This window comes from Hoeflea sp. TYP-13 (genome assembly GCF_040932035.1).
GTDB lineage: Bacteria > Pseudomonadota > Alphaproteobacteria > Rhizobiales > Rhizobiaceae > Hoeflea_A.
In genome coordinates this window covers 1,573,581-1,598,658 of the sequence record NZ_JBFRBB010000001.1, presented here as the reverse complement: position 1 = coordinate 1,598,658, position 25,078 = coordinate 1,573,581, and the positions used below count along the sequence as shown (strand labels likewise).

Here is a 25,078-nt window from a genome sequence, read left to right as displayed (position 1 = left end):
GCGCATCTATAACCATATGAAAGTCGTACTTTTTCCGTTATCCGACTTACCAGCGCACCATCACGGCTCCCCAGGTGAAGCCGCCGCCCATCGCTTCAAGCAGAACAATGTCGTTTTCCTTGATGCGTCCGTCCTCAAGTGCATCCACCAGTGCCAGTGGAATTGAAGCAGCGGACGTGTTCCCGTACCGCTCCACGGTGATGACCACTTTTTCCGGGTCTATACCCAGCTTTCGGGCAGAGGCATCGATGATGCGCTTGTTTGCCTGATGCGGTACGAACCAGTCTATGTCGTCGGCATTCATGCCGGTGGCTTCGAATACGGATTCGATGACGTCGGTGATCATGCCGACCGCATGTTTGAAGACTTCGCGCCCCTGCATGCGCAGGTGGCCGACGGTCTGGGTTGAAGATGGCCCGCCATCGACGAAAAGCTTGTCCTTGTGACTGCCGTCGGAGCGCAACTTGACCGCCAGCACGCCTCGATCTTCGAGACTGCCCGGGGATTCGACCGCTTCCAGAACAACGGCGCCGGCGCCGTCTCCGAAAAGAACGCAGGTCGTGCGGTCTTTCCAGTCAAGGATTCTTGAAAAGGTTTCTGCGCCGATGACGATCGCTCTCTTGGCAAGTCCGCCGCGCAGATAAGCGTCCGCCGTCGTCATGGCATAGACGAAGCCCGTGCAGACCGCCTGCACATCGAACGCCGCGCCGTGCTTCATGCCGAGCCGGCGCTGAATCTCGACCGCAGCAGCGGGAAAAGTATTGTCCGGCGTGGAGGTCGCGACGATGATCAGGTCGATATCGTCGGCGGTCAGTCCGGCCTTGTCCAAGGCCGCCTGCGCCGCTCCTGCACCAAGCGAACAGGTGGTCTCATCATCGTCGGCGATATACCGCTGGCGAATTCCTGTTCGCTGGATAATCCACTCATCGGTCGTATCGACGACGCCTTCCAGTTCCTGGTTGGTAACGACGCGCCTCGGAAGGCAGGAGCCGTAACCACGGACGACAGATCGGATCATACTCACCCCTGGTTTTCCTCAACAAGTTCACCGTTGACCGGCATCCTTGCGTGGAAGATCTTCAAATCGTTTTCAATCTTAGAAATAAGGTTGTTTCGCGCCATGTCATGGGCAACATCAACTGCGGCGGCAAATCCATCGGCATCCGTGCCGCCGTGGCTTTTGATCACCACACCGTTGAGGCCCAGAAAAACACCGCCATTGACCTTGTTCGGGTCCATCTTTTCGCGCAGCCTGTCGAATGCGCTCTTTGCCATGAGGTAGCCTAGCCTCGCCATCCATGTCCGGCTCATGGCCGAGCGCAGATATTCGCCGATCTGCCGCGCCGTTCCCTCGGCGGCCTTCAGCGCGATATTGCCTGAAAACCCTTCTGTGACAACAACATCGACCGTGCCCTTGCCAAGGTCGTCGCCCTCGACAAATCCGCGATAATTCATGCCTGGAAGATCACTTGCCTTGATTATGCGGCCGGCTTCCTTGACCTCTTCCTGACCCTTGATTTCCTCAACGCCAATGTTGAGCAGACCGACCGTCGGACGGTCGATCTCGAACAACGCACGCGCCATGGCCGCGCCCATCATGGAAAAATCGATAAGCTGCTGAGCATCCGCCCCGACTGTCGCCCCCACATCAAGGACAATGCTCTCACCGCGCAGAGTCGGCCAGATCGCAGCGATCGCGGGTCTTTCGATGTTCGCCATCGTGCGCAGACAAAATCGCGCCATGGCCATCAGCGCACCCGTATTGCCGGCAGAGACGCAGACATCGGCTTCGCCGTTTTTAACCGCTTCGATCGACCGCCACATCGACGAACGCCAGCGTCCGTGCCGCAACGCCTTGCTGGGCTTATCGTCCATACGCACGGCAACATCGCAGTGATGGAATTCGCTGGCATTTTTCAGTTTGGGGAACTGATCCAGGATCGGCTTGCACTTTTCCTCGATCCCGTAGAGCTGAAATCGCAATTCAGGATAGCGGTCGAGAGACTTGGCGACGCCGGGTATGGCCACTTCCGGGCCGAAATCGCCTCCCATTACATCCACTGAAACTGTGATCAATCTAAAAGTCCCTCATAGTGCCTTATTGTGCGCACCGACAACCATCCCTCCGGCGCGCTGAAAATACTCGTTTTGCGTTGGCTTACAACAGAATTGTTCCGGGGCGCGGATTCTGTGGGGAAATTGCATGCAAACAAATCCGCGGCCGGCCGGTTACGCTCCTCGTTACTCTTTATTCCAGTGCTTCAGGTCAGCAAAGGGCGACGGCGCTTTGACATCTTCCCCGATTTCGTCCTGTGAAGATTCAAGAACCGCGCCCTCTTTACGCGGATAGGGGTTAATTGCCAATACAGCGAATTCCTCGCACACGGTTCCCACATCAATGGAATCGCCGCTGAATGTCTCGGGAATATCGGGCCCTTCCGCGTCAATCAGCATCTCACCGTTTTCATCGGTCTGAATGCGCGCCAATTTGGAGCCCTCGGGCACAAACAGGGCATCGACTTTTTCATCGATGGAAGAGACAACCGGTTCCAGCGTGACAACGCAATTCTGTTCGATTTCGGCCTTCACTCTCCCTTTGACACGCACGCCGTCGCGTTTCCAGCGGACAAGATCAAGCTCGGCGGCAACGGAATTGACCTTCAATACGCCCCACCGCTCCGCAAGACCGGCGCGTTCTCTCGCATCGGCCTCCAGCCTGACGGTTATCGGGTTGGATGAAATGTGCCCGACATTTACTCTATAGCTAAAAGATTGTTTTTTTGTTTCAGACATTTGTCTGGCTTTCTTATGGATAAGATTCAAGTTTCGAGCACCAATGTTCCCGCGAGCAAATCGGCTTCGGTCAGTTTCGAAAACGCGGCATCGAGACCGGCCGCGGCGGCGGCGAGCTGTTGCATATCCGCCGCCTCTTTGCGCTCTGCCGCCTCAGCCTCTGCCCGGTCTGCCGGATATATGTTGCGATAAAGCGCTTCAGCCAGTGCGCCCGCATCGCCGTCGTTGAGAGCGGTCCCATAGGACTGGGCGCGTCCATAAAACATTTGGGCGAGTTTTTTCATGCGCTTGGGTACAGACTGGTCACCGATACCAAGCTCCCTGAGGGAATGATCCATATCCTCGAAAAACGTGTCGACAACGTCCTGTGAAAGCTCCTTGAGCGCAGGACCGGAGCTGTCCATTCTTCGAAAAAACAACACCATGACCAGTGACAGCATCTCGAACCGGCCCATAACCGTGTCGGGCACATGCATCTCGGCATAATAGGCCGGATTGCGGGCGATGGACGTCAACTGGCGATAAATGCGGTCGACAATTTCGCGATTTTTCCGCTTTCGGCTGAAATACGCGAGTATCATGAAATTCCCTTACTGCCTTATTTTCGGCATGGTTTGCTTCATTGGATGCAGCAGCATCTCAGTGATCGGTTGCATCCTGTGCGCTGCTGGTTTACCGAAGCAGACACGAAAAGCAACGGCTGGGTCATTGATTGACAGGGGAGATATTGTTGAAGCGGTCTACATTCAACACGGGTCGGCGGTTTATTTTGAACTGCGGAGTCGCGATCAGCCTCTCGGCAGGTGTCCTGAGCGGGTGTATGAGCAGTGAGGTCTTGACGCAAGGATACGTCGTCGACGAGCAGACGCTCGAACTTGTCCCGCCGGGATCCAGTAAGGAACAGGTGCTGCTTTCCCTCGGCTCGCCCACAACCAAGGGCGATTACGGCCAGGAAACTTTTTATTACATCTCGCAAAAGCGCAAGCGCGCAGCGATGTTTCTGAAGCCGCGCCTCGTCGAACAGTCGATTCTGGCGGTCTATTTCGATGATGAAGGCACCGTCACCAATATCGCCAATTACACCATGGAAGACGGCAAGGTGTTCGACACGATCCACCGCACGACACCGACCGGCGGCAAGGAGGAAACCTTCCTGAGCCGCGTCCTGTCATCTGTGGGATCATCCGGCGAAGGCGCAGCAAAGCAGATATTCAGCGGTCAAAGCCAGTAATACTGCAACAGGTTACAAATATTGAAGGACTGGTCCTGCCGGTCCTTTATTGTTGGTGTCTGCTGATTACAGATAGCCGGCATTCGCACAGACCGCCATTGCAATATTTGACGATTGGCTTTCCCGGGGGTTGATCAAGAAGCAGCGGGAACAATCCCGCCCAACAGAAGACCGTGATCAATAAAAACCCCGCGCCAGGCGTGGGGTTTTTTGTCTTTCAGCGGATGAAAATCCGCAGATCCGCACTCAGGAGTGCGCCAATACGGCGAGCAGCAGAAGCGCCACAATATTGGTGATCTTGATGGCGGGGTTCACAGCCGGGCCGGCTGTGTCCTTGTAGGGATCGCCCACCGTGTCACCGGTCACCGAAGCCTTGTGAGCCTCGCTTCCCTTTTCGTGCTTGATGCCATCCGCATCGACAAAGCCATCCTCAAAGGATTTCTTGGCATTGTCCCAGGCGCCACCGCCGGACGTCATCGAAACGGCAACGAAAAGGCCGTTGACGATGACACCCAGAAGAGAAGCACCGAGTGCCGCGAAGGCGGAGGCCTTGGAGCCCGAAATGAAGTAGATGCCGAAATAGACGACCAGCGGAGCCAGTACCGGCAGCAGCGACGGAATAATCATTTCCTTGATCGCCGCACGGGTCAAAAGGTCCACCGCACGCGCATAGTCCGGACGGTCCGTGCCTTCCAGGATGCCCGGCTTTTCCTTGAACTGCCGACGCACTTCCTGGACGACCGTGCCCCCTGCCCGGCCGACGGCCGTCATGGCGATGCCGCCGAACAGATACGGGATCAGACCGCCGAAAATCAGACCGGCAACCACGTAAGGGTTGGACAGGCTGAACGAGATCTCACCCATATTGGCAAAATACGGGAATTGCTCCGGACTGCTGGCAAAGTGGGTCAGGTCGTTGGAATAAGCCGCAAACAGCACAAGTGCGCCGAGACCGGCTGAGCCGATGGCGTAGCCCTTGGTGACGGCCTTGGTTGTGTTGCCAACCGCATCAAGCGCGTCGGTCGACTTGCGCACCTCGGCCGGCAGCCCGGCCATTTCGGCAATGCCGCCGGCATTGTCGGTAACCGGCCCGAAGGCGTCGAGCGCCACGATCATGCCGGCAATGCCGAGCATGGCCGAGACGGCAATGCCCATCCCGAACAGACCGCCAAGCTGGAACGTCGCAATGATACCGGCGATGATGACGATTGCCGGCAGAGCGGTCGATTCCAGCGACACGGCGAGACCCTGGATAACGTTGGTGCCGTGGCCCGTGACGGATGCCTGGGCAATAGAGTTCACCGGGCGCTTGTCCGTGCCGGTATAATACTCGGTGATCCAGACGATGAGGCCGGTAACGGCGAGGCCGACAATTCCGCAGAAGAAGAGGCTCAGACCCGTAAAGTCCTTGTCCCCCACCTGGCCCCAGCCGATAGTCAGTTGCGTGGCGATAGCCAGGCCGACTATGGACAGGAGCCCGGTTGCGATCAGGCCCTTATAGAGTGCACCCATGATGGAACCGTTGGAGCCAAGCTTGACGAAGAATACGCCGACAATTGACGTAATGATGCATGTCGCGCAGATGGCAAGCGGGTAAATCATGACCGATTCGAGCACTGAAGAGCCGGCAAAGAAGATCGCCCCCAGAACCATGGTTGCAACCACGGTCACCGCATAGGTCTCGAAAAGGTCGGCAGCCATGCCGGCGCAGTCGCCAACATTGTCGCCCACATTATCCGCGATCGTTGCCGGGTTGCGTGGGTCATCCTCCGGAATTCCGGCTTCAACCTTGCCGACAAGGTCACCACCGACGTCAGCGCCTTTGGTGAAAATGCCGCCGCCAAGACGGGCGAAGATGGAGATGAGCGACGCTCCGAAACCGAGCGCAACGAGCGCGTCGATAACCGTGCGGCTGGCAACGTCAAAACCCATTGGGCCGGTCAGGACGTAGTAGTAGATTGAGACACCGAGCAGTGCCAGACCGGCAACAAGCATGCCGGTGATGGCACCGGATTTGAATGCAATGTCGAGGCCCTCCGCGAGGCTGCCGGACGCGGCCTGAGCCGTGCGCACATTGGCGCGGACGGAGACGTGCATTCCGATGTAACCGGCAGCACCCGAAAGCACTGCACCGATCAGAAAGCCGATTGCGGCAAATGCACCGAGCAGAAACCAGGTAATAATGAAAACAACTGCACCGACGATCGCAATGGTCGTATATTGACGGTTCAGATATGCCTGCGCACCCTCACGGATAGCGCCAGCGATCTCCTGCATCCGCTCGTTCCCCTGATCGGCGGCAAGCACCGATTGCGTCGCCCAGATGGCGAAGACTATAGAGAGCAGACCGCAGGCGATGACAGCAAATAATATTGACAATGCCATTCCCTCCTGTTCGCCAGGAAAGGTCCCCCAGACCTGGCTGTTACGACAAGCGACATAAGGCCAGCATCCCACCGGCCGCCGCATCGGCGCGGATGATGGTGACCGCTTCCCGCACAGTCAAGGACTAGTTGCTGAATCTCACACGGTTTCAGCCAAAAGTGGGATATTCAGACGGCGCTGATGCCGTTTTTTCGGTCGCTTCTGACCTGAAGGCCCAGAAGCAGGAGGCAGGCGAGCGCGATCGGCCACATGATCATGTTGATTCCATCCCAGCCGAAAGTGTTCAGAACCTGCCCCGCCATGAGGGAGCTGAATGCAACGGTGCTGAACAAAATGACGTCGTGAACACCCTGCACCTTGTTCTTTTCAGACGAGCGATAAGTCGTCGTAACCATGGCGGTCGCGCCGATGAAACCGAAATTCCAGCCGACCCCCAGCAGCACGAGCGCCAGCCAGAAATTCCACAATTCGATGCCGAGACTGGCAACAATGGCACAGCCGATCAGGATGATGAGCCCCGTTGCCACGATGGTTTCGCGACCGTAGCGGGCAATCAGCTTGCCGGTGAAGAAACTCGGCCCGAACATCGCCAGCACGTGCCACTGAATTCCGAGTGTCGCGAGGTCCGTCGAAAAGCCGCAGCCGATCATGGCGAGCGGCGCACCGGTCATCATGAAGGACATGAGCGCGAACGACACCACGCCGCAGGCCAACGCCGTCAGAAACCTCGGCTGGCTGATGATCTGAAAGAGCGGCCGCGCCGGTTCCTCGCTTTCGTGTTCCAGCAATACCGTGTTTTCGTGCACGCGCAGAAACGATAAAATGACGAAGCCGATCAGTGCCAGGCCGATCAACCCAACATAAGCGCCCGCAAACAATACTGGCTCGAAGAAATCACGTGTGAAAATTACCGTTTGCGGCCCGATGACTGCCGCAAAGATGCCGCCGATCAACACCCAGGATATCGCCTGCGCCTTGAAGCTGTCGGGCGCGTTGTCCGCGGCGGCGAAACGAAACTGCTGGACGAAAGCACCGCCAATACCAACGATCAGCAGCCCGACTGCGAAAAGCCAGAAATCCAACCGGAACAGCGCAATTGCCGAGACAAGGCCGCCCAATCCGCTGATCACCGCCCCGCTCATAAACCCGTAGCGGCGCCCGATAAGACGCATCAGCCACGCGGCGGGCAATGCGCCGAGCGCAACACCGATGTTGAATCCGGTGACCGGCGCCGTCGCCAGTGATTTGTCCTCATCGAGCAGATAGTCGCCGACTATGCCGCCGAGCGAGATCGCAATGGGCGCACAGGCTCCGATAAATGCATTTGCCGCTGCCAGCACAACCGCGTTGCGCCGCGCAAGGCCAAGCGCTGCGTTGGGTTCGGAAGAGACGGTCGTCTGACTAACGCTCATGAAATTCCCTGTGTTTTGGCCTGCAATACCAGCGCAGATGCCTGGCGAAAGGCTGGCCTATTCAAAGCGGATCGTTGATTCGAGTGGACCGCGCTGCCGCGGCGAAACGAGTTTCCGTTTTCGGAACGACTCTTGATATATTAGAAGACCGTAAAGTTCAATCGATCGATTGACACATCGCGATCACTTCTACGAGCGCATCTTTGCGCCTGACGGATCAAAAGGCGGCTCGACCGCAATCCTTGCGGCAAACCTTTTGCCGAGAATCTCGACCTCAAACAGACCTTCCTGCGGATTTTCTGCGAGTTCCGCCGGCACATAACCCTGCGCAAGCGACATATTGACCGAGTGCCCATATCCGCCGGAAGTGACCCACCCGACCACGCGCCAATCGCCGTCGCGCTGCGGGTCCGGTTTGGGGGTTTCGATACCGTCCGCGTCAAAACGCGGTGCGCCATAGCCGTGCGGAGGTCCAATCAGCCCGTAATCCTTGTCGCCGACTTTTGCCCAAATGGGTTCATCTGCCATCACATCCGTGTCGTCTGCTTCGATTATCAGCGAGACACGACGCGATTTCGGCCCATCTTCGTACTCCTGCGCAGCAGCGTCGCGGCCGATAAAATCATTTTTGGAGAGCTTTATGAATCTGTCCATCGAGCCTTCGAACGGACCATAAATCGGCCGCAGCTCGGCGAACCAGGTCGGGAAGTTCTTTTCCAGGCGCATGGAAAGGAGCGCGCGCATGCCGAAGTCGGCGATGCCATGGTCGGCACCGGCAGACTTGATGGCGTGGTAGACCGTGCGCTCATAGGCCGGCTCCATCCAGATCTCATAGCCGAGATCTCCGGTATAGCTGATGCGGTTGACCCGGCAGGGGCAGCCGGCAACGTCCATTTCGCGGTAGTCCATGAACCGGAAAGCATCGTTCGACACATCTATGTCGGCGAGCGCCTCAAGCACTGCCCGGGATTTAGGACCGGCAATGGAAAGGCCCACCAGTGTCTGGCCCAGCCGGTGGATACGCACGGATCCGTCCTTCGGCAGATGCTGTTCGAACCAGCGCATGTGATAGATCTGCGCACCGCTGGAGCCCCAGACCATGAACCGGTCCTCGTCCGCCTTGGCGATGGTGAAGTCTCCAATCAGCTTGCCGTTTTCGTTGAGCATCGGCGTCAGCACCAGCCGGCCGGTGCGCGGCATGGTGTTGGTCATCAGCCTCGAGAGCCAGCCCTCTGCCCCCTCGCCCGTGATCTCGTATTTCGCAAAGTTGGCGATTTCGGTTACGCCGACCCGCTCACGCACGGCCCTCACCTCATTGCCGACATGCTCAAAGTCGTTGGAGCGGTGAAAGGACAGTTCGTCCCTGGCTTCCGTTCCGGCCGGCGCGAACCACAGCGGTGTCTCCAGCCCCCAGGTGTCACCCATGACGGCGTTGTTGTCTCGCACCATGATATCGTAAAGCGGCGTTGTCTGCTGCGGCCGGGCGGCCGGCAGCTCTTCATTCGGGAAGCGGATTGAAAAACGCCGTGAATAGTTTTCGCGAACCTTGGCATTGGTGTAGCGCAGAGAGGTGAAATCCCCGTAGCGGGCCACATCCATTCCGAAGATATCGTGTCCCGGATCGCCATCGACCATCCAGTTCGCCAGCGCCAGACCAACGCCGCCGCCTTGTGAAAACCCGGCCATGACCGCGCAGGCGGACCAGAAATTGGTAAGCCCCTGCACCGGCCCGACCAGTGGATTTCCATCGGGCGCGAAAGTGAACGGGCCGTTGATAACCTGCTTGATGCCGGCATTGGCAAAGGCCGGGAAATGCCTGAAACCGATTTCGAGTGAAGGCGCAATGCGGTCAAGGTCCGGCTGCAGCAGTTCATGGCCGAAATCCCAGGGTGTCTGATTGGGCGACCAGGGAACGCAAGCCTTTTCATAGGTTCCGAGCAACAGCCCGTCGCGTTCCTGGCGCGTATAGATCTCGCCCTTGAAGTCAATCACTCCGACGAGTTCACGACCCGATGCTTCGTTGAATTCGAGCACTTCCGGCATGGTTTCGGTGAGCAGATACATATGCTCCATGGCAAGAACCGGCAGTTCCACGCCCACCATGCGCCCGACCTCGCGTGCCCATAGCCCGCCCGCATTGACGACATGTTCGGCTTTGACCGTTCCGTTTTGCGTCACCACGTTCCAGGTTCCGTCCAGCTCCTGCGTAATGTCAGTGACCGGATTGCGCAGCTCGACTTTTGCGCCGAGTTTCTGAGCCGCCTTGGCATAGGCGTGGGTGGTTCCGGACGGGTCGAGATGGCCTTCGACCGGGTCCCACAGCGCGCCGACGAAGTTCGTCTCGTCCATCAGCGGGTACATTGCCTTAGCCTCGGAAGGCGTGATGATCTCGGTCTCCATGCCCAACGCCCTTCCGGTGGCGTGGGTGTAACGCAGGAAATTCATCCGCTCTTCAGTGTCCGCCATCATGACGCCGCCGGTCAGATGCAGTCCGCAGGACTGTCCGGACAGCGCTTCGAGCTCTTCATAAAGCGAAACGGTGTAGGCTTGTAGCTTTGCAACATTGGGATCGCCGTTGAGTGTGTGGAACCCGCCGGCTGCGTGCCAGGAAGAACCGGATGTCAACTCCGAGCGTTCAATCAACAACAGATCCTTCCATCCGGCCCTTGCCAGATGAAACAGGACGGAACATCCAACAACTCCGCCGCCGATAACCACGGCCCTCGCGTGACTTTGCATGATGCGATCCCCTGATTGTTGCTTTCCAGTGCGATCCAGTGTGGTGGATTTGAAGTTCCTATCATTGTCGCAGCTAGTGCCTGGAGGAACTTCAAATCCGTAAACCACACTAGAATCATCATCTTGCTAGTGTCCTTTTTGAACCTGAAGTTCGTTCAGAGTGCGCTGCATAATGTGACGAACTTCAGATTCAGGACACTAGTGGGAATTATCAAGATCACGCAAGCAGACATTGTGCACCGGACGAACGATTTACACGCGTAGCGTTGTGCATTTACTGCACGGGATCTGCACAATTCTGCTTCAAATCGCCTTCGTCGGAACACCATTGAATTGTAGTTGTCCGACAGGAGGTTCCCCATGATAACTCGGCGTATATTATTGAAATCATTGGCAGGAGGCGTGTTGGCGACCAGTGCGCTTGGTGGGTATGCGTTTGGTTTAGAGCCACGCTTCAGGCTGGTCGAGACGCGCTACCGCGTCAACACACCGAGGGTACGAACTCTCCTTGAAGGCGCTGGAAAACCGATCCGCATCGCTGCGTTGGCGGACCTGCATGCCTGTGAACCCTGGATGCCTGTCTCGCGCATTGACCATATCGTTCAGAAAACCAATGCGCTTAACCCCGATCTGATTGTTCTGCTGGGGGATTTCGTTGCCGGTTTGGGCCGGTTTCGCACCGCGACCGTGCCGATGCGTGCATGGAGTGCCGCGCTCGGTCGCCTCGAGGCGCCGCAAGGCATCTTTGCCGTTCTCGGCAATCACGACTGGTGGGTCAACGCGCCTGCCGTGACATCACACCTGCAGGCTGCGGGCATCAGGGTGCTTGAGAACCGGACGGTTCCGATCACCATTGCAGGCGGAGCGCGGTTTTGGCTCGCCGGTCTGGGAGATCAGCTTGCCATTCCAAATGGCCGCGGCTGGTATCGGGGCGTCGATGATATGCCCGGCACCCTTGCACAGATCGGCGACGAGCAGAGCCCGGCCATCCTGCTTGCCCATGAGCCGGATATTTTTCCGGAGGTGCCTGACCGGTTTGACCTGACACTCAGCGGGCATACCCATGGCGGGCAGGTCCATTTGCCTTATTTCGGCGCACCGATCGTACCATCACGCTATGGCCAGCGTTTTGCCTATGGTCATATTACCGAAAACAATCGGCAATTGATCGTCTCGGGCGGGCTGGGATGCTCAATACTGCCGGTTCGCTTTGGGGTGCCGCCCGAAATCACTGTCATCGACCTTGGATGAAGTCTGCATTAAGTCTATCGGACAGTCGAAATGTGGCCGAAAGAAAGGGATAACCTCCACGACCCATGCTTATCGAAACACTCATCGGCGGCGCCATTGTGGCCGGAGCTCTCGGAGGCTACTCCCTTGGATATGAGCCGTTCATGAGGCCGCGTGAGAAGCGGTATTTCATACGGTCAGAGCGGTTCGACTATCTGCGTCACCAGCATCGGCAGGGTTTGCGCATCGTAGCCCTGGCCGACTTGCACGCATGCCGCTTCTGGATGAGGCCGTCGCGCATCAGAAAAATCGTTGCGCAGACCAATGCTCTTGAGCCGGACCTTATTGTGCTTCTGGGCGACTTCGTCAGCGGCTTCAAACCGTCGCAGTGGACCGATCTGCCGATGAACGTTTGGACAAAGGCGCTCTCAGCTTTGCGGGCGCCGCTTGGAACATTTGCCGTCCTTGGGAACCACGATTGCCAGCTGGATGGCAAAGGCGTGACACGGCATCTCGAGCGGGCCGGAATTCCGGTGCTTCACAACAGGGCGATTCAGCTCAAGACTAACACAGGTGCCCGTTTATGGCTGGCCGGCCTCGGCGACCAACGGGTAATCAAGCTGGGCAACGGACGCTACAGGGGCGAAGATGACCTTGCCGGCACTATGCGCCAGATCCGCGGAGAAACGGATCCGCTCATTCTGCTTGCTCATGAGCCAGACATATTTCCGGATGTCCCGCCACGGGTCGACCTCATGCTAAGCGGACATACGCATGGTGGTCAGATCAGGCTTCCTTTTGTCGGTGCGCCTCACATCCCTTCCCGCCATGGTCAACGCTACGCCTACGGTCACGTCGTTGAAGAGGACCGGCAATTGGTTGTTTCGGGCGGCCTTGGCTGCACGCACCTTCCGGCGCGCCTGAGCGTTCCGCCCGAAATTGTGATTATTGACGTGGGCTAGGCCGGGGCGGCTTCGACAACGCACGCAGTTTCCGGGGGATCTCACCGGCTATTTTTTCAATCCGGCGCCTGAGCCAGACATGCGCGGGATCGTTGTTGCTGCGCTCGTGCCAGACCATGTATACCGAGACACTTTCGCTTTCGAACGGCAACGGAGCTGCGGATAAATCCTTCAATGTGGCCAGCTGCATGAAGTCCAATTCAGTCGCAATCAGGTTGCTGCCTTTCACGAAGGAAGGGATTCCGCTGAAATTGGAAACCGAAACCAAGGGTTCCCGAATGGCCGAGCGATCGACCCCGCGAAGCACTTCCAGAGAACTTCCGCCCCAGGTGAACCGGACCGCTATATGATCCGCCTTCCTATACTCGTCCCAACTTGCCGGCGCCTTGCGAACACTTCCGTCGAAGTAGCACATCATCTCGCCGGAAAATAAGCGGCGTTGAATGAGATCGGGTGCATCCGGGGGAAGCGGTGTCAGGATGAGCTGGCACCTGGCATCGCGCAGCAAAGACACGCTTGGTACACCGGATGGTATGAATTCCAGAGCCAGTCGGACCCCTTCAGCACCGGTCTCGCGCAGCAATGGCGGGAAGATCAGATCCCGCTGCATGTCATTTGCCGCAACAACAAAGTGCATGTCCTCAGCGCGCGGTTCGAAGGGACGCTGATCCGTCAGGCCCTTGAGACCATCCAGTACCTTCTGCGCCGGTTCTTTGAGCGAGAGTGCAGTTTCGGTGGGCGTCAGACCCTGCCCCGAACGAATAAAGAGCGGATCGCCCAGGATCCTGCGAAGCTTGGCAAGCGTGTGGCTTACCGCGGACTGGGTCACATCGAGCCTGTCCGCAGCTCTTGAGACTGACGACTCTTCCAAGATGACCAGAAAGGTCCGCAGAATATTGCCATCCAAATACAAGTAATTAGTTTCGTTCATATTATATATGAATAACCATCAATTGTTCTAATGTCTATTCACCGATAGCCTTCCGGACGAATCTATCCGGGAGGATCACAATGCCCGAAACAAAAACCTATATCGTCACCGGTGTTGCCTCCGGAATTGGCGCGGAGACCTGTAGATTGCTCAAATCGCAGGGCGCTCGTGTCATCGGCGTGGATCGCAACGAGACCAGCAACGCCGATGCGTTCTACAGAGCCGATCTCAGCGACCCGGCTTCGATCGACGCACTCATTGCAGCGCTTCCCGAGGGCGCTGACGGACTGGCCAATATTGCCGGCTTGCCGCCTACCGCGCCGGCTGAAATGGTGCTGCGGGTCAACCTGATCGGTTTGCGCCGATTGACCACGGGCCTTGTGCCCAAACTCAAGGACGGCGCATTGATCGCCAACCTGGCTTCGCTTGCCGGATTTGGCTGGCCCAATGCGGTCGAACAGGTAAAGGCGGCTCTGAGCCTCGATTTCGACAGCGATATTGCGGGATTTTGCGCAGAGCATGATCTCGATGCGCCGGGTGGCCGGTCCTATTTTCTTTCCAAGGAAGCCCTGGTGGTCTGGACCATGCAAAACCGGTGGACCTGGCGCGACCGCGGCATCACCATGAACTGCGTCAGCCCGGGACCGGTCGACACTCCCATCCTCGGCGACTTCATTGAATCTCTCGGCGAGCGTGCCGAAGAAGACATGAAGGTCATGGACCGCCCGGGCAAGCCCGCTGACGTGGCTCCGGTCGTCTCCTTCATGCTGAGTGAGGGCGCCAGGTGGTTTCGCGGTGCAAATCTGACGGTCGATGGCGGAATGTCCAGCCACATTCTGTCGAACATTCATCAGTTTTGAGGTGGCCAATGTGAGCGATATGGATCAGATCATAACCACGGAGATATTCGTCAACGGCGAGGCGCGTCCCGCTTCGGACGGTGGTGTTTACGGCATCTACAATCCAGCACGCCCTGACGAACTGGTCGGCCATGCGGCCGCGGCAACCAAAACGGATGTCGAAGACGCAGTGCGTGCCGCCTACGCGGCGTTTCCCGAATGGTCGGGTCTGAGTTTTGGCGATCGCGCCTCCATTATGCGCAATATCGCCAAACAACTGACCGAAGACCAGCGGGATGTCGAGTACCGGGCGCGCCTTTTTACCAGGGAACACGGAAAGATAGCGCGTGAGACCCTGCTGGAAATAACGCGTCTCGGGGACCGGTTTTTGCAGGCGGCCGACTATGGCGACCGGATGGCAATAGACGAAGAGATCAAAGGGCCGCCGTTCGACACGATCGTCACCCGCCAGCCGCGCGGGGTGGCGGCGCTGATCGTGCCGTGGAATTGGCCGCTCTCAATCCTCGGCGCGAAGTTACCCCAAGCACTCGTCGCCGGCAACACGGTGGTGGTGAAACCATCTGCCAATTCGGCACTCGCTCCCGCGCTGACGCTGCAACTCATCGCCAAAATGCTGCCTCCGGGGGTCGTCAACATTCTGACCGGCTCCGCATCGACTATCGGGGATCCGCTGGTCGGGCATCCGCTGGTAAGGAAGGTCAACTTCACCGGCTCTGTGGAGGTGGGGCGTCATGTCATGAAGGTTGCTGCCGACAACATCACGCCTGTCACACTGGAGCTCGGCGGCAACGACGCGGCGCTGATCCTTGAGGACGCCGAATTAAACGACGACGTCTTCAACAAAATGTACTGGGGAGCGTTCGGTTCCTCGGGCCAGATATGTATGGCGCTCAAGCGCATGTATGTCCATGAGAGCCGTTATGACGATGTTGTCGACGGATTTACCGCTGCCTGTGAGCGCGCCGTCGTTGGTGACGGTCTTATTCCCGAAACGACGATGGGCCCGGTCAACAATGCCAAGCAGCTGAAAGTGGTCGCTGACATGATCGCCGAGGCGCGCTCCAAGGGGGCTGATGTCAAGGAATGCGGTCAGGTGCCGGATGAAGCTCTTTATGCGGGCGGCGGCCACTTCCAAAAGCCCGTTCTTGTCTATGACGCGGACCCGTCGCTGTCGATCGTGCGCGATGAGCAGTTCGGCCCGGCTCTTCCAATCATGAAGTTCTCGTCCGATGACGAGGGCATCATATTGGCAAACGACAGCGAATTCGGCCTTTGTTCCTCGGTGTGGACTGAGGACGCCAACCGCGCCGTCAATATCGCCCGCAAGCTCGAGGCAGGCTACACCTACCTGAACGGGCACGGTCCCATGGCGCAGGACGGGCGTGGCCCCTTCGGTGGTTTCAAGCTTTCGGGCATCGGCCGCAACCTCGGATATGACGGTGTGTTGGCCTTTGCCGAACCGCACTCAATCTCGGGGCCCGCAGGTTTTCTGCTCTGAGCGGCTATTGACGGCGAAAAAGGAAAATAACATGGCAAAAATCGGCGAAGATATCATCCGCAGCAGCGGGCTTGCACCGTTCTTCAAGCTAGAAAACGCGGAAGAGGTTGGTATCGATGCACCTGAAATCCGCAGGGGTGACGCGCTGCGCACCTGGGTGCGCTCACTGAGCGGATTTCAGAAAGAAGCACTTGTCCGGTCGGCCCGCACAAACGACACGTGGCGCCTGGTTTCAGACGAAGGTCCCTATCTCAACGGTCATGATGCGGCCCCCTGCCCGCTGGCATTCCTGTCGACGGGCATGGTGGCAAGTTTCATGAACGAAATCCTCGCGCTGGCCAAAATCCAGGAGATAGAGATCCGCAATCTCAAACTCATCCAGGACAATTACTACACAATGAAAGGTTCGATGCCGAAACGGACCATGGTGGGCGGCGCGGAAAATATCGACCTGCAGGTCGAGATCGACTGCGATCTGGAAGATGCACAGCTCAATGAGTTCCTCATCAACGCCACCTACGCGTCGCCGCTGAACGGCCTGATGCGCGGACAACTGGAAAGCCTGTTCAAGCTCGGCAGAAACGGCGTCGAGTTGCCCACGGCAAAGGCGACGGAACTGGACATTTCGCTTTTTGCAGACCCCGGCAACCACTTTGCCAGGGCGAATGCGGTGGAACGCGAACTGGATCTTGTTGAACCCGTGGGCCTGACGCCAAAAAAGGACGTTGTTCTGGGGACCAACACCGGCGGATCTTCGCTCGCAGCCGAACAGGACCGGCGCCTCAATATCGGCGCCGTCGCCGTTCTGCGCGAGGATGGTATAAAGGAAATCCAGCAGATGCAGTATTCGCCCTACGGCACCAGTTTCCGCTTCCTCAGCTCTGAAGACGGGCGCGCGCCGGATGCCAATACGCTGATCAGTGCCGGAATCGGTTTTTGTTTCATGACCCAGTTCGGCCGCTTCGTCTCGATGCTGAAGCTGGATCTGCCGGACTACCGGATCGTGCAGGACACCCACTTTTCATTGGGTGGTGCGTCCGGCGGAACCGGAAAGGCCGGTGAAGCCGACCCGGTGGAGACCCATGTCTATCTGGAGACCTCCGAACCCGATGAAACCGCGCAGGAGATGCTGGATATTTCCGAGCAGACCTGTTTCCTGCACGCATTCTGCCGCACGGATCTGAAAACAAAACTCAAAGTCGTGCGGGTCTGAAAGATGAACCGGAACAAAGCACAAATCGAACGCAGCTTGCGAAGGATCTGACAATGGCGCAACTCATGGACGGCAAGACCATCGACTATACCTATTCGGGAGGTTTGCGCTTCGTCGTTGCCTTTCGGAACGGTCTGGCCTCGTACAGGGCTGTGGGCGATACGGGTGGCGTCAGCAACCGGAATGACGATATCCCCTACCAGTCTCGTCAAATCAGGCCCGGATTGATCCACACGGTCTGGCACGAGGAAAATATCGGTGACCTCGTATCCCTGGTAATCGATCTTGATGCGAGGAAGATCTATTCGGCAGCGCTTTTGGGTTATCCGGCAGATGATCGTATGCTCCATTTCGAGGACGGTGTTATTGCCGAGATAAAGGAGACCTGACATGCGTGTTGCCCTGACCGGCGGTGCCACCGGAATCGGTGCCGCAGTGGCCGCCAGGCTGAAAGCGCGCGGTGCTGAAGTGACGGCCTTCGATCTCAACGAGCCGCAAGGCAACGTCGATCGCTGGATCAGGACCGATCTGGGAAATTCGGCCTCGATAGCGGAAGCCGCGGCAGCTGCCGATGGACCTTACGACGCGCTGATCAACAATGCCGGTCTGCCGCCGAAAGAAGGCATGGAGGCGCTTATTCTTCAAGTCAATTTCATCGGGTTGCGCACCTTCATGAACGCCATGCTGGACAAGCTGGCGCCGGGTGCCGCCATCGTGAACACGGCCTCGCGTGCCGGCGCCATGTGGCGTGATAATATCGCCGAAGTCAAATCGCTCATGGCTCTCAATTCGAACGGCGATGTGCCTGAATTCGTGGGTTCCCGCGGCATTGACCATGTCCGCGCCTATAATCTGTCGAAAGAGGCCGTCGTTGCTTTGACGACGGCCGGGACCGAAACAATGATCGCACGGGACCTGCGGATGAATTCGGTCAGCCCGGCGGCAGTGTCCACCGGCATTCTCGACGATTTCCTGACTGCGTTTGGTGAGAGAGCGCGGAACGCGGTGAAACGCGCGGGACGCGCTGGCCAGCCGGATGAAATTGCCGACGTGATCTGTTTTCTGGCTTCGCCGGAGAGCCGCTGGATAAAGGGCCAGGACATCGTTATCGACGGTGGCATATCCGCGATGGTCGCCAGCGATGCTCTGCAACTTGAGCCATCATAACGGTGCGTTGCCGGCCCAAACCACCGACCGGCAATTTCGCTGCGGGATTTATTTCTTGTCTTCGCGCACCCGCCGCGCGATGCGGTCGAGAACGGCATTGATCAGTTTTGGCTCATCCTCGTCAAAAAAGGCGCTGCCAATATCGACATACTCAGTGACGATCACCGCAACCGGGACATCCTTGCGGTTCGACAGCTCGTAGGCCCCAGCCCGCAATATCGCGCGCAGTGTCGAGTCGAGCCGCGAGAGCGGCCAGTCTTCCGTCAGTGAGGTGCGGATGAGCGGGTCCAGCGTGCGCTGCTGCTCGACAACACCGGAGACTATGGCGCGAAACCATGCCGCGTCGGCCTGCCGGTAAAGATCTCCATCCAGTTCCTTGCCGAGGCGGTGCACCTCGTATTCGGAGACCACTTCCAGAACCCCGGTTCCGCCGATGTCCATCTGGTAAAGGGCCTGCACGGCGGCCAGACGGGCGGCGCCGCGCTGGTTGGCCGGTTTATGATTGGAGCCTTGGTCGTCCTTGGTCACTTGGCGCTGCCCAGCTTTTTCTTGATGTCGATCATGGTCAGTGCGGCACGGGCTGCAAAGCCGCCCTTGTCTTTCTCGCCCGGCCCATCGTGCCGGCTGGCGCGGGTCCAGGCCTGATCCCGGTTCTCGACCGTCAATATTCCGTTGCCCACCGCAATCGACTCGCTGATCGCAAGCTCCATCAGCGCGCGGCTGGATTCGTTGGCGACGATCTCGAAGTGATAGGTCTCACCACGAATGACAGTGCCAAGTGCGATGAAGCCGTCATATTCGGTTTCGCCTTCGTCCATGCCGTCCAGCGCCATGGAGATAACCGCGGGAATCTCCAGTGCACCGGGAACGGTGATGACGTCCCAGCTCGCACCGGCTTCCTTGAGCGCATCCGTCGCGCCCTCAAGCAGCGTGTCGGCAAGATCGTCGTAAAAACGCGCCTCGATAATCAGGAGATGCGGTTTTCCGCTTGCGCTCATTGTGGCGTTCCTTTCGGCCTTTGATATTCAGCGGGCGTCAAAACACGCCCTTGCCGTCTTGGCAAGGGCTTTTCGCGCATGACAGATATTTCCTGTTCGAGGAGCATCAAAACCCGGCCGTTCTCAAGGGCTATGGATTTTTTTCGCTGAAACCTATCAGCCTTTCGGCATAGCGCGCCATCTGGTCGATTTCGAGATTGAGCCTGTCACCGGCCTTTCGGTCGGCCCAGGTCGTCACCTCGAGAGAGTGCCGGATCAGCAGCACATCGAATTTTGTTCCGTCAACCGCATTGACCGTCAGCGACGTTCCATCAAGTGCAACGGACCCCTTCGGTGCGATAAATCTTGCGAGGGCTTCGGGTGCGTTGATCTTAAAACGCCGCGCGTCACCCTCGTCGGTCACTGCAACGATATCGGCAAGCCCGTCCACATGGCCTGAAACCAGGTGGCCGCCAAGCTCATCGCCGATTTTCAGGGAGCGCTCCAGATTGACCCGCGTTCCAGCAACCCATTCGCCGATGGTCGTCAGGCGCAGCGCTTCTTCCCAGGCTTCAACCTCAAACCAGCGTTCGTTTTCAGCTTCACCCGGCAATCCGGTTACGGTCAGACATGTGCCGGAACAGGCAATCGACGCTCCAATATCGATGCTCGAGGGATCGTAGGCCGTGCCTATGCGAATCCGCACGCCTTCGTTCATCGGCGTAATAGACTGGATGGTACCGACATCGGTGACAATTCCGGTAAACATCAGCGCGACCTTTCATATTCAAAGCGCCGGTCGGCGCCATAGATTTCGGTGCCGGTCAGTTCGAAGCCGGACGGCATATTGTCCGGATCGACAGGCGCTTCCACACCGTCTTTCCCGATTTCGCCCGGCCCGACATATAGCCGAATCCTGTCAACAAGATGAGCGTCGAGGAAGGCCCGCGCAACAGCGGCTCCGCCTTCAACCAGCACGGTGGAATATCCGCGGCCGGCAAGGTCGTCAAGCAGTTCAGGCAAGGCAATTCCGGTATCGGATTCTTCGCACGCCATCATCAGGCACCCGGCTTCCGAGAGCTGTTGATATTTCCCGTCATCGGGCAGCCGCGTGGTCGCGACAATGACCGGATGATCGTGCGCGGAACGTACCAGGGCACTTTGCAGCGGAAGCCGCAGATTGCGGTCAAGCACCAGCCTTGCCGGCGTACGGTCCTCCATTCCCGGCAGTCGGCAGGTCAGCGACGGATCGTCTTCAAGCACCGTGCCGATACCGACGATGATAACATCGCTGGTCGCCCGCAGAACATGGCTGACGGCATTGCTCTCAGGCCCCGTTATGGCCACCTGCCCAGAGCCGCGGCTTCCGATCTTGCCGTCATTCGAAAGCGCCATCTTCAAAGTGACATGCGGCCGGCCAAGTTCACGCTGGGTCAGATATCCGGCCATGGCGTATTCGGCGTCGGATGCAAGTACACCCGCCTCCACTTCGATGCCACCATCTTCAAGGATCTTGTATCCCTGCCCCGATACCCGGCCGTCGGGATCGGTCGTCGCGGCGACGACCCGCCTGATCCCGTCCCGCACCAGTGCCTCTGCACAGGGCGGCGTGCTTCCGTGATGCGCACAAGGTTCCAGCGTCACATAGGCGGTGGCGCCGCGGGCCAGATCGCCTGCCTCCAGGATCGCTTCTGTTTCGGCGTGCGGCCTGCCGCCGATCGCCGTAATTCCGCGCCCGACAATTACCGGCACTTCGCCATCGTCACGCACCAGCAATGTTGTAACCGACGGGTTGGTGCCGGTGCGGCCGAGATTGCGGTAGGAGTAGCGAATGGCGGCCGCCATCATGCGTTTGTCGAAGCTGGAGACGGCCATCGCGGACTAGTCCTCCTGGCCGCTTCCGCCGTTGATCTGGGCGGCCAGCTCATTGATGACGTTTTCAAAGTCCTTCGGATCGGTAAAGTCGCGATAAACGGAGGCGTAGCGCACAAACGCCACATCATCGATGGCTTTAAGAGCCTCGATGACCATCAGTCCGATCTTGTCGGAATGAACATCCGTCTCTCCGGAACTCTCCAGCCGCCGCACAATCCCGGAGACGGCCCGTTCGACCCGGTCGCGCTCAACGGGCCGCTTTCTCAGCGCGATGTCGAATGACCGCATCAGCTTGTCGCGATCGAAAGGTACCTTGCGGCCGGTTTTTTTGATGACCTGCAGGTCGCGCAACTGCACGCGCTCGAAGGTGGTAAAGCGCCCGCCGCAGTCGGGGCAAACCCTGCGGCGGCGGATAGCCGTTCCGTCTTCGGCAGGTCGTGAATCCTTCACCTGACTGTCTTCGGAACTGCAATAGGGGCAGCGCATGAGGACTCCGCAAAATCGTTGATTGAAACCAAACTTCACAAAGCCCGCAAATGTTTGCGGGCGTTGCGAATCTTCATAGCAGAACCGCTTGCCGCTTAAAACCGAGCGGAGAAAAACCGCCGGGGAAACCGGCTGAGGGCCGGAATGGGAAACCCGGCGAAACTGACATTCGCCGGGCTGTATAAAATCCGATCGTGCCTGAGCCTAGAGGCCTGGATAAATGGGGAAGCGATCGGTCAGGGCAACAACCTTTTCCTTGACCGCCTGTTCCACCTCGGCATTTCCGTCTTCGGAATTCGATTTGCGCAGGCCGTCGAGCACTTCGATGATCAGCTTACCGACCTCACGGAATTCCGCCGGACCGAATCCGCGCGTTGTGGCTGCCGGCGTTCCAAGGCGAATGCCGGAGGTGATCGTCGGCTTTTGCGGGTCATTCGGCACGCCATTTTTGTTGCAGGTGATAAAGGCGTTGCCGAGGGAAGCTTCTGACGCCTTGCCGGTGATGTTCTTCGGTCGCAGATCGACCAACATCAAATGTGTGTCGGTTCCGCCAGAGACTATTTCAAGCCCGCCCTCAACAAGTGTGGAAGCAAGCACCTTGGCGTTTTCCGCCACCTGCTCGACATAGGCCTTGAATTCCGGCGTCAGTGCCTCGCCGAAGGCGACGGCCTTGCCAGCTATCACATGCATCAGCGGTCCACCCTGCAAGCCGGGGAACACGGCTGAATTGATCTTCTTGGCGATATCGCCGTCATTGGTCAGAACCAGGCCGCCGCGCGGACCGCGAAGGGTCTTGTGGGTTGTTGACGTTGCAACATGCGCATGCGGGAACGGGCTCGGATGTACGCCGCCGGCAACGAGACCGGCAATATGAGCCATATCCACCCAGAACCAGGCGCCAACTTCATCGGCAATCTGCCTGAAGCGGGCAAAATCGATGTTGCGCGAATAGGCCGATCCGCCTGCGATGATGATCGCCGGCTTGTGTTCACGTGCAAGCGCTTCGACCTGATCATAGTCGATCAGGCCGGTCTCGACGACGAGACCGTACTGCACTGCATTGAACCATTTGCCCGACATGTTCGGGCGCGCGCCGTGGGTCAGGTGACCGCCAGCATCGAGACTCATGCCTAAAATGGTGTCACCCGGTTTGGCGAGCGCCATCATAACGGCCTGGTTGGCCTGGCTTCCTGAATTCGGCTGAACATTGGCGAATTCGCAGTCAAACAGCTTGGTGACCCGGTCGATTGCCAGTTGCTCGGCAATGTCGACATATTGGCAGCCGCCATAGTAGCGGCGCCCCGGATAACCTTCGGCATATTTGTTGGTCATGATCGAGCCCTGCGCTTCAAGCACGGCGCGTGACACGATATTTTCGGAGGCGATCAGCTCAATTTCCTGACGCTGTCTTCCAAGCTCCTTCTGGATGGAGCCGAAAATTTCTGAATCGGCTTCACTCAACGGGCGATTGAAGAACGCGTCGGCGGGGCGGTCCATGGTGGCGATGGGGTCGGACATCTATCGTCATTCCTGCAGTAGGGGCAGCTTTTGGCAAGCTGGCGCGTTGTACCGGGGCAATATCGAACCGGGCCTCTCAGCGCGGCCACGGGCGTGTCATAATGCTGCGGCGGAAATTAAACAAGGTTTGGGCGCTGCTATCTTTCGACAGCGAACTTAAGCCACACTGTTTGCGGCAAATTGGCTTCAGCCGGCACCCCGCAGTCAAAACGCGACAAGGCAAACGCGCCGGCCGCCGCTTGGACCGGCCGTGAACATCACGGTGTTCTCGTAAGTGTCAGAGCTTTACTGGAGGGCGAGTTCTTCGACCCCGTCGCGCCGGTATATGTCATCGCGGAACTGCACGACGCCATCGGCGGTCGACCAGGCTGAGATATAGGTGAAATAAACCGGCACGGGTTCAGCCAGCTCAATCGGCGTGCTGACACCGCTGGCGATGACCTGCTCCATCGACTGCCTGTCCCATCCGACCGTGTCACGCAGCAGCCAGGTTGAAAGATCCCTGACATTTTGCACACGCACGCAGCCCGAGCTTTCAAACCGCAGCAACTTGCCGAACAGGCTCTGCTGCGGTGTGTCGTGCATGTAGACCGCATGCGGATTGTGGAAGTTGATCTTGGTGGACGACATGGCGTTGATCTTGCCAGGGTCCTGCCGGAACATCAGCTTCGGCGCTTCTGCGGCATTCCAGTCGATCGTTTCAGGCGCAACCTCGTTGCCTTTGCCGTCAAACAGACGAATCGAATTGCGCGAAAGGTATGTCGGGTCCTTACGCATCAGCGGCATGATGTCTTTTTCGATGATGGAGCGCGGCGCCGTCCAGTAGGGATTGAGAATCACCTCGTGAATCTTGGAATTCAATATGGGTGTCTGCCTGCTGATCTTTCCGACGATGGCGGTGTGGCGAAGGACGACCCGTTCCCCTTCCACCGCTTCGATCTGAGCAGCGGGAATGTTGACAACGACATAGCGGTCGCCGAGGAATCCGGACATTGTCCTCAGGCGCACCAGATTGGTTTCAAGCTGGCCAAGGCGAACCGCGGCCGAAACATTGAGTGCGGCATAGGAGAAACGGCCGAGCACGCCGTCGGCGGGCAGCCCGTGACGGGCCTGGAAGCGCTTGACCGCACCGTCGACGTAGCTGTCGAATGCAGTCGATGTTCCCGCCGATGGAGCCAGGTCGCCGGAAACGATAAGGCGTTTGCGCAGTACGGAAACCGACGGATCGTTGTCACCGAGCTTCAGGCGCTGCGATGACGGCACAACCGGCCAGCCGCCACGCAGAACGATGTCCTGATAGGTCGCAATCGCGGTTTCAACATAGTTGACCGTTTCTGCGCTCAGGATTGGAACCCGGGAACTGACCTTTTCGGCGTTGCGCGATGCCTGCGCATCGAACTGGTCGTCCCAGGTGCCGCGGCGCGGCGCATTGATGATGCTTTCGATCGTTGTCTGCGTCAGCGTCTGCGCCGACGCACCGCCCGCGACCAGGGCAGCGCCTGCGGCGGCGGCATTTCCTAAAAATGCGCGACGTGAAACGAGTTCAGAGATCTTCTTCTTTGACATCAGTTGTTACCGTCAAGCCTTCGGATTGGGAGCCGCCAAAATATGCAGGTCGTTCATACCCTATTGAAACGTCACTATAACAGCCAGTCTCGAACACGGGATTCACGTTTTTGCGAGAACCCCCTGACCACGGTTCCATACGTGGATAATCTGCCCCGGCTCCGTTCCTCAAAGTGTCGATTTTCACATCAATATGGCCAATTCATGGTTAACAATCGGTTCTCAATGTCCCATA

23 protein-coding genes are annotated in these 25,078 nt (G+C 58.1%); 8 read left to right on the top strand and 15 right to left on the bottom strand.

Translation table 11 applies throughout. From position 1 onward, the window contains the following. Positions 1 to 46 precede the first annotated feature (46 nt). The 4 genes from ABVT35_RS07465 to ABVT35_RS07450 all read right to left on the bottom strand — a co-directional run bounded on the left by ABVT35_RS07465 (position 47) and on the right by ABVT35_RS07450 (position 3,374). Positions 47 to 1,018 carry a beta-ketoacyl-ACP synthase III gene (locus tag ABVT35_RS07465; protein WP_368465651.1) on the bottom strand — a complete coding sequence of 324 codons (972 nt, stop codon included), beginning with the start codon at positions 1,016 to 1,018 and terminating at the stop codon, positions 47 to 49. Between the two features lie 2 nt (positions 1,019 to 1,020). Further along, entirely contained in the window at positions 1,021 to 2,076 is a 1,056-nt protein-coding gene (gene plsX, locus ABVT35_RS07460; protein ID WP_368465650.1) for a phosphate acyltransferase PlsX, read from the bottom strand. A 165-nt stretch (positions 2,077 to 2,241) separates the two neighbouring features. Next, positions 2,242 to 2,793: a DUF177 domain-containing protein gene (locus ABVT35_RS07455; RefSeq protein ID WP_368465649.1), complete on the bottom strand. Its 552-nt coding sequence runs from the start codon at positions 2,791 to 2,793 to the stop codon at positions 2,242 to 2,244. 26 nt (positions 2,794 to 2,819) lie between these two features. Further along, positions 2,820 to 3,374, bottom strand: coding sequence for a ubiquinol-cytochrome C chaperone family protein (locus tag ABVT35_RS07450; RefSeq protein WP_368465648.1), 555 nt, complete (start codon positions 3,372 to 3,374; stop codon positions 2,820 to 2,822). A 239-nt stretch (positions 3,375 to 3,613) separates the two neighbouring features. On the opposite strand from ABVT35_RS07450, the gene ABVT35_RS07445 reads away from it, so the two are divergent. Then, positions 3,614 to 4,024 carry an outer membrane protein assembly factor BamE gene (locus ABVT35_RS07445; RefSeq protein ID WP_368465647.1) on the top strand — a complete coding sequence of 137 codons (411 nt, stop codon included), beginning with the start codon at positions 3,614 to 3,616 and terminating at the stop codon, positions 4,022 to 4,024. A 246-nt stretch (positions 4,025 to 4,270) separates the two neighbouring features. On the opposite strand, the gene ABVT35_RS07440 is transcribed toward ABVT35_RS07445, so the two are convergent. The 3 genes from ABVT35_RS07440 to ABVT35_RS07430 form a co-directional block, all read right to left on the bottom strand. Further along, on the bottom strand, positions 4,271 to 6,409 hold the full coding sequence (locus ABVT35_RS07440; RefSeq protein WP_368465646.1) for a sodium-translocating pyrophosphatase: 2,139 nt from the start codon (positions 6,407 to 6,409) through the stop codon (positions 4,271 to 4,273). 167 nt (positions 6,410 to 6,576) lie between these two features. Beyond that, complete coding sequence (locus ABVT35_RS07435) at positions 6,577 to 7,821, bottom strand: MFS transporter (protein WP_368465645.1); 1,245 nt, start codon at positions 7,819 to 7,821, stop codon at positions 6,577 to 6,579. Positions 7,822 to 8,010: 189 nt separating this feature from the next. Further along, positions 8,011 to 10,560, bottom strand: coding sequence for an FAD-dependent oxidoreductase (locus ABVT35_RS07430; RefSeq protein WP_368465644.1), 2,550 nt, complete (start codon positions 10,558 to 10,560; stop codon positions 8,011 to 8,013). 360 nt (positions 10,561 to 10,920) lie between these two features. On the opposite strand from ABVT35_RS07430, the gene ABVT35_RS07425 reads away from it, so the two are divergent. Next, positions 10,921 to 11,811, top strand: a complete 891-nt coding sequence (locus ABVT35_RS07425) for a metallophosphoesterase (RefSeq protein WP_368465643.1) — start codon at positions 10,921 to 10,923, stop codon at positions 11,809 to 11,811. Between the two features lie 65 nt (positions 11,812 to 11,876). Next, positions 11,877 to 12,752: a metallophosphoesterase gene (locus ABVT35_RS07420; RefSeq protein ID WP_368465642.1), complete on the top strand. Its 876-nt coding sequence runs from the start codon at positions 11,877 to 11,879 to the stop codon at positions 12,750 to 12,752. On the opposite strand, the gene ABVT35_RS07415 is transcribed toward ABVT35_RS07420, so the two are convergent. Continuing rightward, the gene (locus ABVT35_RS07415) at positions 12,736 to 13,683 is read right to left on the bottom strand and encodes a LysR family transcriptional regulator (protein ID WP_368465641.1); all 948 of its coding nucleotides are present in this window, start codon (positions 13,681 to 13,683) and stop codon (positions 12,736 to 12,738) included. The genes ABVT35_RS07420 and ABVT35_RS07415 overlap by 17 nt on opposite strands. Positions 13,684 to 13,763: 80 nt before the next feature. On the opposite strand from ABVT35_RS07415, the gene ABVT35_RS07410 reads away from it, so the two are divergent. From ABVT35_RS07410 to ABVT35_RS07390, 5 genes are read left to right on the top strand one after another with little or no spacing between them, the layout of a single operon-like run. Beyond that, positions 13,764 to 14,543: a coniferyl-alcohol dehydrogenase gene (locus tag ABVT35_RS07410; RefSeq protein WP_368465640.1), complete on the top strand. Its 780-nt coding sequence runs from the start codon at positions 13,764 to 13,766 to the stop codon at positions 14,541 to 14,543. A 19-nt stretch (positions 14,544 to 14,562) separates the two neighbouring features. Continuing rightward, complete coding sequence (locus ABVT35_RS07405) at positions 14,563 to 16,041, top strand: aldehyde dehydrogenase family protein (protein WP_368466296.1); 1,479 nt, start codon at positions 14,563 to 14,565, stop codon at positions 16,039 to 16,041. Positions 16,042 to 16,072: 31 nt separating this feature from the next. After that, entirely contained in the window at positions 16,073 to 17,254 is a 1,182-nt protein-coding gene (locus ABVT35_RS07400) for an OsmC family protein (RefSeq protein WP_368465639.1), read from the top strand. A gap of 53 nt (positions 17,255 to 17,307) precedes the next feature. Continuing rightward, positions 17,308 to 17,643, top strand: coding sequence for a hypothetical protein (locus ABVT35_RS07395; protein ID WP_368465638.1), 336 nt, complete (start codon positions 17,308 to 17,310; stop codon positions 17,641 to 17,643). Between the two features lies 1 nt (position 17,644). Beyond that, complete coding sequence (locus tag ABVT35_RS07390; RefSeq protein ID WP_368465637.1) at positions 17,645 to 18,421, top strand: SDR family oxidoreductase; 777 nt, start codon at positions 17,645 to 17,647, stop codon at positions 18,419 to 18,421. A 48-nt stretch (positions 18,422 to 18,469) separates the two neighbouring features. On the opposite strand, the gene nusB is transcribed toward ABVT35_RS07390, so the two are convergent. The 7 genes from nusB to ABVT35_RS07355 form a co-directional block, all read right to left on the bottom strand. After that, a complete protein-coding gene (gene nusB, locus ABVT35_RS07385) occupies positions 18,470 to 18,949 on the bottom strand; it encodes a transcription antitermination factor NusB (RefSeq protein WP_368465636.1) in 480 nt (159 codons plus the stop codon). Beyond that, on the bottom strand, positions 18,946 to 19,419 hold the full coding sequence (gene ribH, locus ABVT35_RS07380) for a 6,7-dimethyl-8-ribityllumazine synthase (RefSeq protein ID WP_368465635.1): 474 nt from the start codon (positions 19,417 to 19,419) through the stop codon (positions 18,946 to 18,948). Before ribH ends, nusB begins: the two co-directional genes overlap by 4 nt. Positions 19,420 to 19,549: 130 nt before the next feature. Beyond that, positions 19,550 to 20,167 (bottom strand): riboflavin synthase, encoded by a 618-nt coding sequence (locus ABVT35_RS07375; protein ID WP_368465634.1) that lies wholly within the window; start codon positions 20,165 to 20,167, stop codon positions 19,550 to 19,552. After that, a complete protein-coding gene (gene ribD, locus ABVT35_RS07370; protein ID WP_368465633.1) occupies positions 20,167 to 21,273 on the bottom strand; it encodes a bifunctional diaminohydroxyphosphoribosylaminopyrimidine deaminase/5-amino-6-(5-phosphoribosylamino)uracil reductase RibD in 1,107 nt (368 codons plus the stop codon). Before ribD ends, ABVT35_RS07375 begins: the two co-directional genes overlap by 1 nt. 6 nt (positions 21,274 to 21,279) lie before the next feature. Continuing rightward, entirely contained in the window at positions 21,280 to 21,759 is a 480-nt protein-coding gene (gene nrdR, locus ABVT35_RS07365; protein WP_368465632.1) for a transcriptional regulator NrdR, read from the bottom strand. A gap of 204 nt (positions 21,760 to 21,963) precedes the next feature. After that, complete coding sequence (gene glyA / locus ABVT35_RS07360; RefSeq protein ID WP_368465631.1) at positions 21,964 to 23,277, bottom strand: serine hydroxymethyltransferase; 1,314 nt, start codon at positions 23,275 to 23,277, stop codon at positions 21,964 to 21,966. A gap of 285 nt (positions 23,278 to 23,562) precedes the next feature. Continuing rightward, positions 23,563 to 24,843, bottom strand: a complete 1,281-nt coding sequence (locus tag ABVT35_RS07355; protein WP_368465630.1) for a murein L,D-transpeptidase — start codon at positions 24,841 to 24,843, stop codon at positions 23,563 to 23,565. Between the last annotated feature and the right edge of the window lie 235 nt (positions 24,844 to 25,078).

Coding starts and splice junctions, on each gene's coding strand:
- ABVT35_RS07465 (WP_368465651.1), bottom strand. CDS start 1,018: ATGATCCGATCTGTCGTCCGTGGTTACGGCTCCTGCCTTCCGAGGCGC.
- ABVT35_RS07455 (WP_368465649.1), bottom strand. CDS start 2,793: ATGTCTGAAACAAAAAAACAATCTTTTAGCTATAGAGTAAATGTCGGG.
- ABVT35_RS07450 (WP_368465648.1), bottom strand. CDS start 3,374: ATGATACTCGCGTATTTCAGCCGAAAGCGGAAAAATCGCGAAATTGTC.
- ABVT35_RS07445 (WP_368465647.1), top strand. CDS start 3,614: ATGAGCAGTGAGGTCTTGACGCAAGGATACGTCGTCGACGAGCAGACG.
- ABVT35_RS07440 (WP_368465646.1), bottom strand. CDS start 6,409: ATGGCATTGTCAATATTATTTGCTGTCATCGCCTGCGGTCTGCTCTCT.
- ABVT35_RS07435 (WP_368465645.1), bottom strand. CDS start 7,821: ATGAGCGTTAGTCAGACGACCGTCTCTTCCGAACCCAACGCAGCGCTT.
- ABVT35_RS07430 (WP_368465644.1), bottom strand. CDS start 10,560: ATGCAAAGTCACGCGAGGGCCGTGGTTATCGGCGGCGGAGTTGTTGGA.
- ABVT35_RS07425 (WP_368465643.1), top strand. CDS start 10,921: ATGATAACTCGGCGTATATTATTGAAATCATTGGCAGGAGGCGTGTTG.
- ABVT35_RS07420 (WP_368465642.1), top strand. CDS start 11,877: ATGCTTATCGAAACACTCATCGGCGGCGCCATTGTGGCCGGAGCTCTC.
- ABVT35_RS07415 (WP_368465641.1), bottom strand. CDS start 13,683: ATGAACGAAACTAATTACTTGTATTTGGATGGCAATATTCTGCGGACC.
- ABVT35_RS07410 (WP_368465640.1), top strand. CDS start 13,764: ATGCCCGAAACAAAAACCTATATCGTCACCGGTGTTGCCTCCGGAATT.
- ABVT35_RS07405 (WP_368466296.1), top strand. CDS start 14,563: ATGGATCAGATCATAACCACGGAGATATTCGTCAACGGCGAGGCGCGT.
- ABVT35_RS07400 (WP_368465639.1), top strand. CDS start 16,073: ATGGCAAAAATCGGCGAAGATATCATCCGCAGCAGCGGGCTTGCACCG.
- ABVT35_RS07395 (WP_368465638.1), top strand. CDS start 17,308: ATGGCGCAACTCATGGACGGCAAGACCATCGACTATACCTATTCGGGA.
- ABVT35_RS07390 (WP_368465637.1), top strand. CDS start 17,645: ATGCGTGTTGCCCTGACCGGCGGTGCCACCGGAATCGGTGCCGCAGTG.
- ribH (WP_368465635.1), bottom strand. CDS start 19,419: ATGAGCGCAAGCGGAAAACCGCATCTCCTGATTATCGAGGCGCGTTTT.
- ABVT35_RS07375 (WP_368465634.1), bottom strand. CDS start 20,167: ATGTTTACCGGAATTGTCACCGATGTCGGTACCATCCAGTCTATTACG.
- ribD (WP_368465633.1), bottom strand. CDS start 21,273: ATGGCCGTCTCCAGCTTCGACAAACGCATGATGGCGGCCGCCATTCGC.
- nrdR (WP_368465632.1), bottom strand. CDS start 21,759: ATGCGCTGCCCCTATTGCAGTTCCGAAGACAGTCAGGTGAAGGATTCA.
- glyA (WP_368465631.1), bottom strand. CDS start 23,277: ATGTCCGACCCCATCGCCACCATGGACCGCCCCGCCGACGCGTTCTTC.
- ABVT35_RS07355 (WP_368465630.1), bottom strand. CDS start 24,843: ATGTCAAAGAAGAAGATCTCTGAACTCGTTTCACGTCGCGCATTTTTA.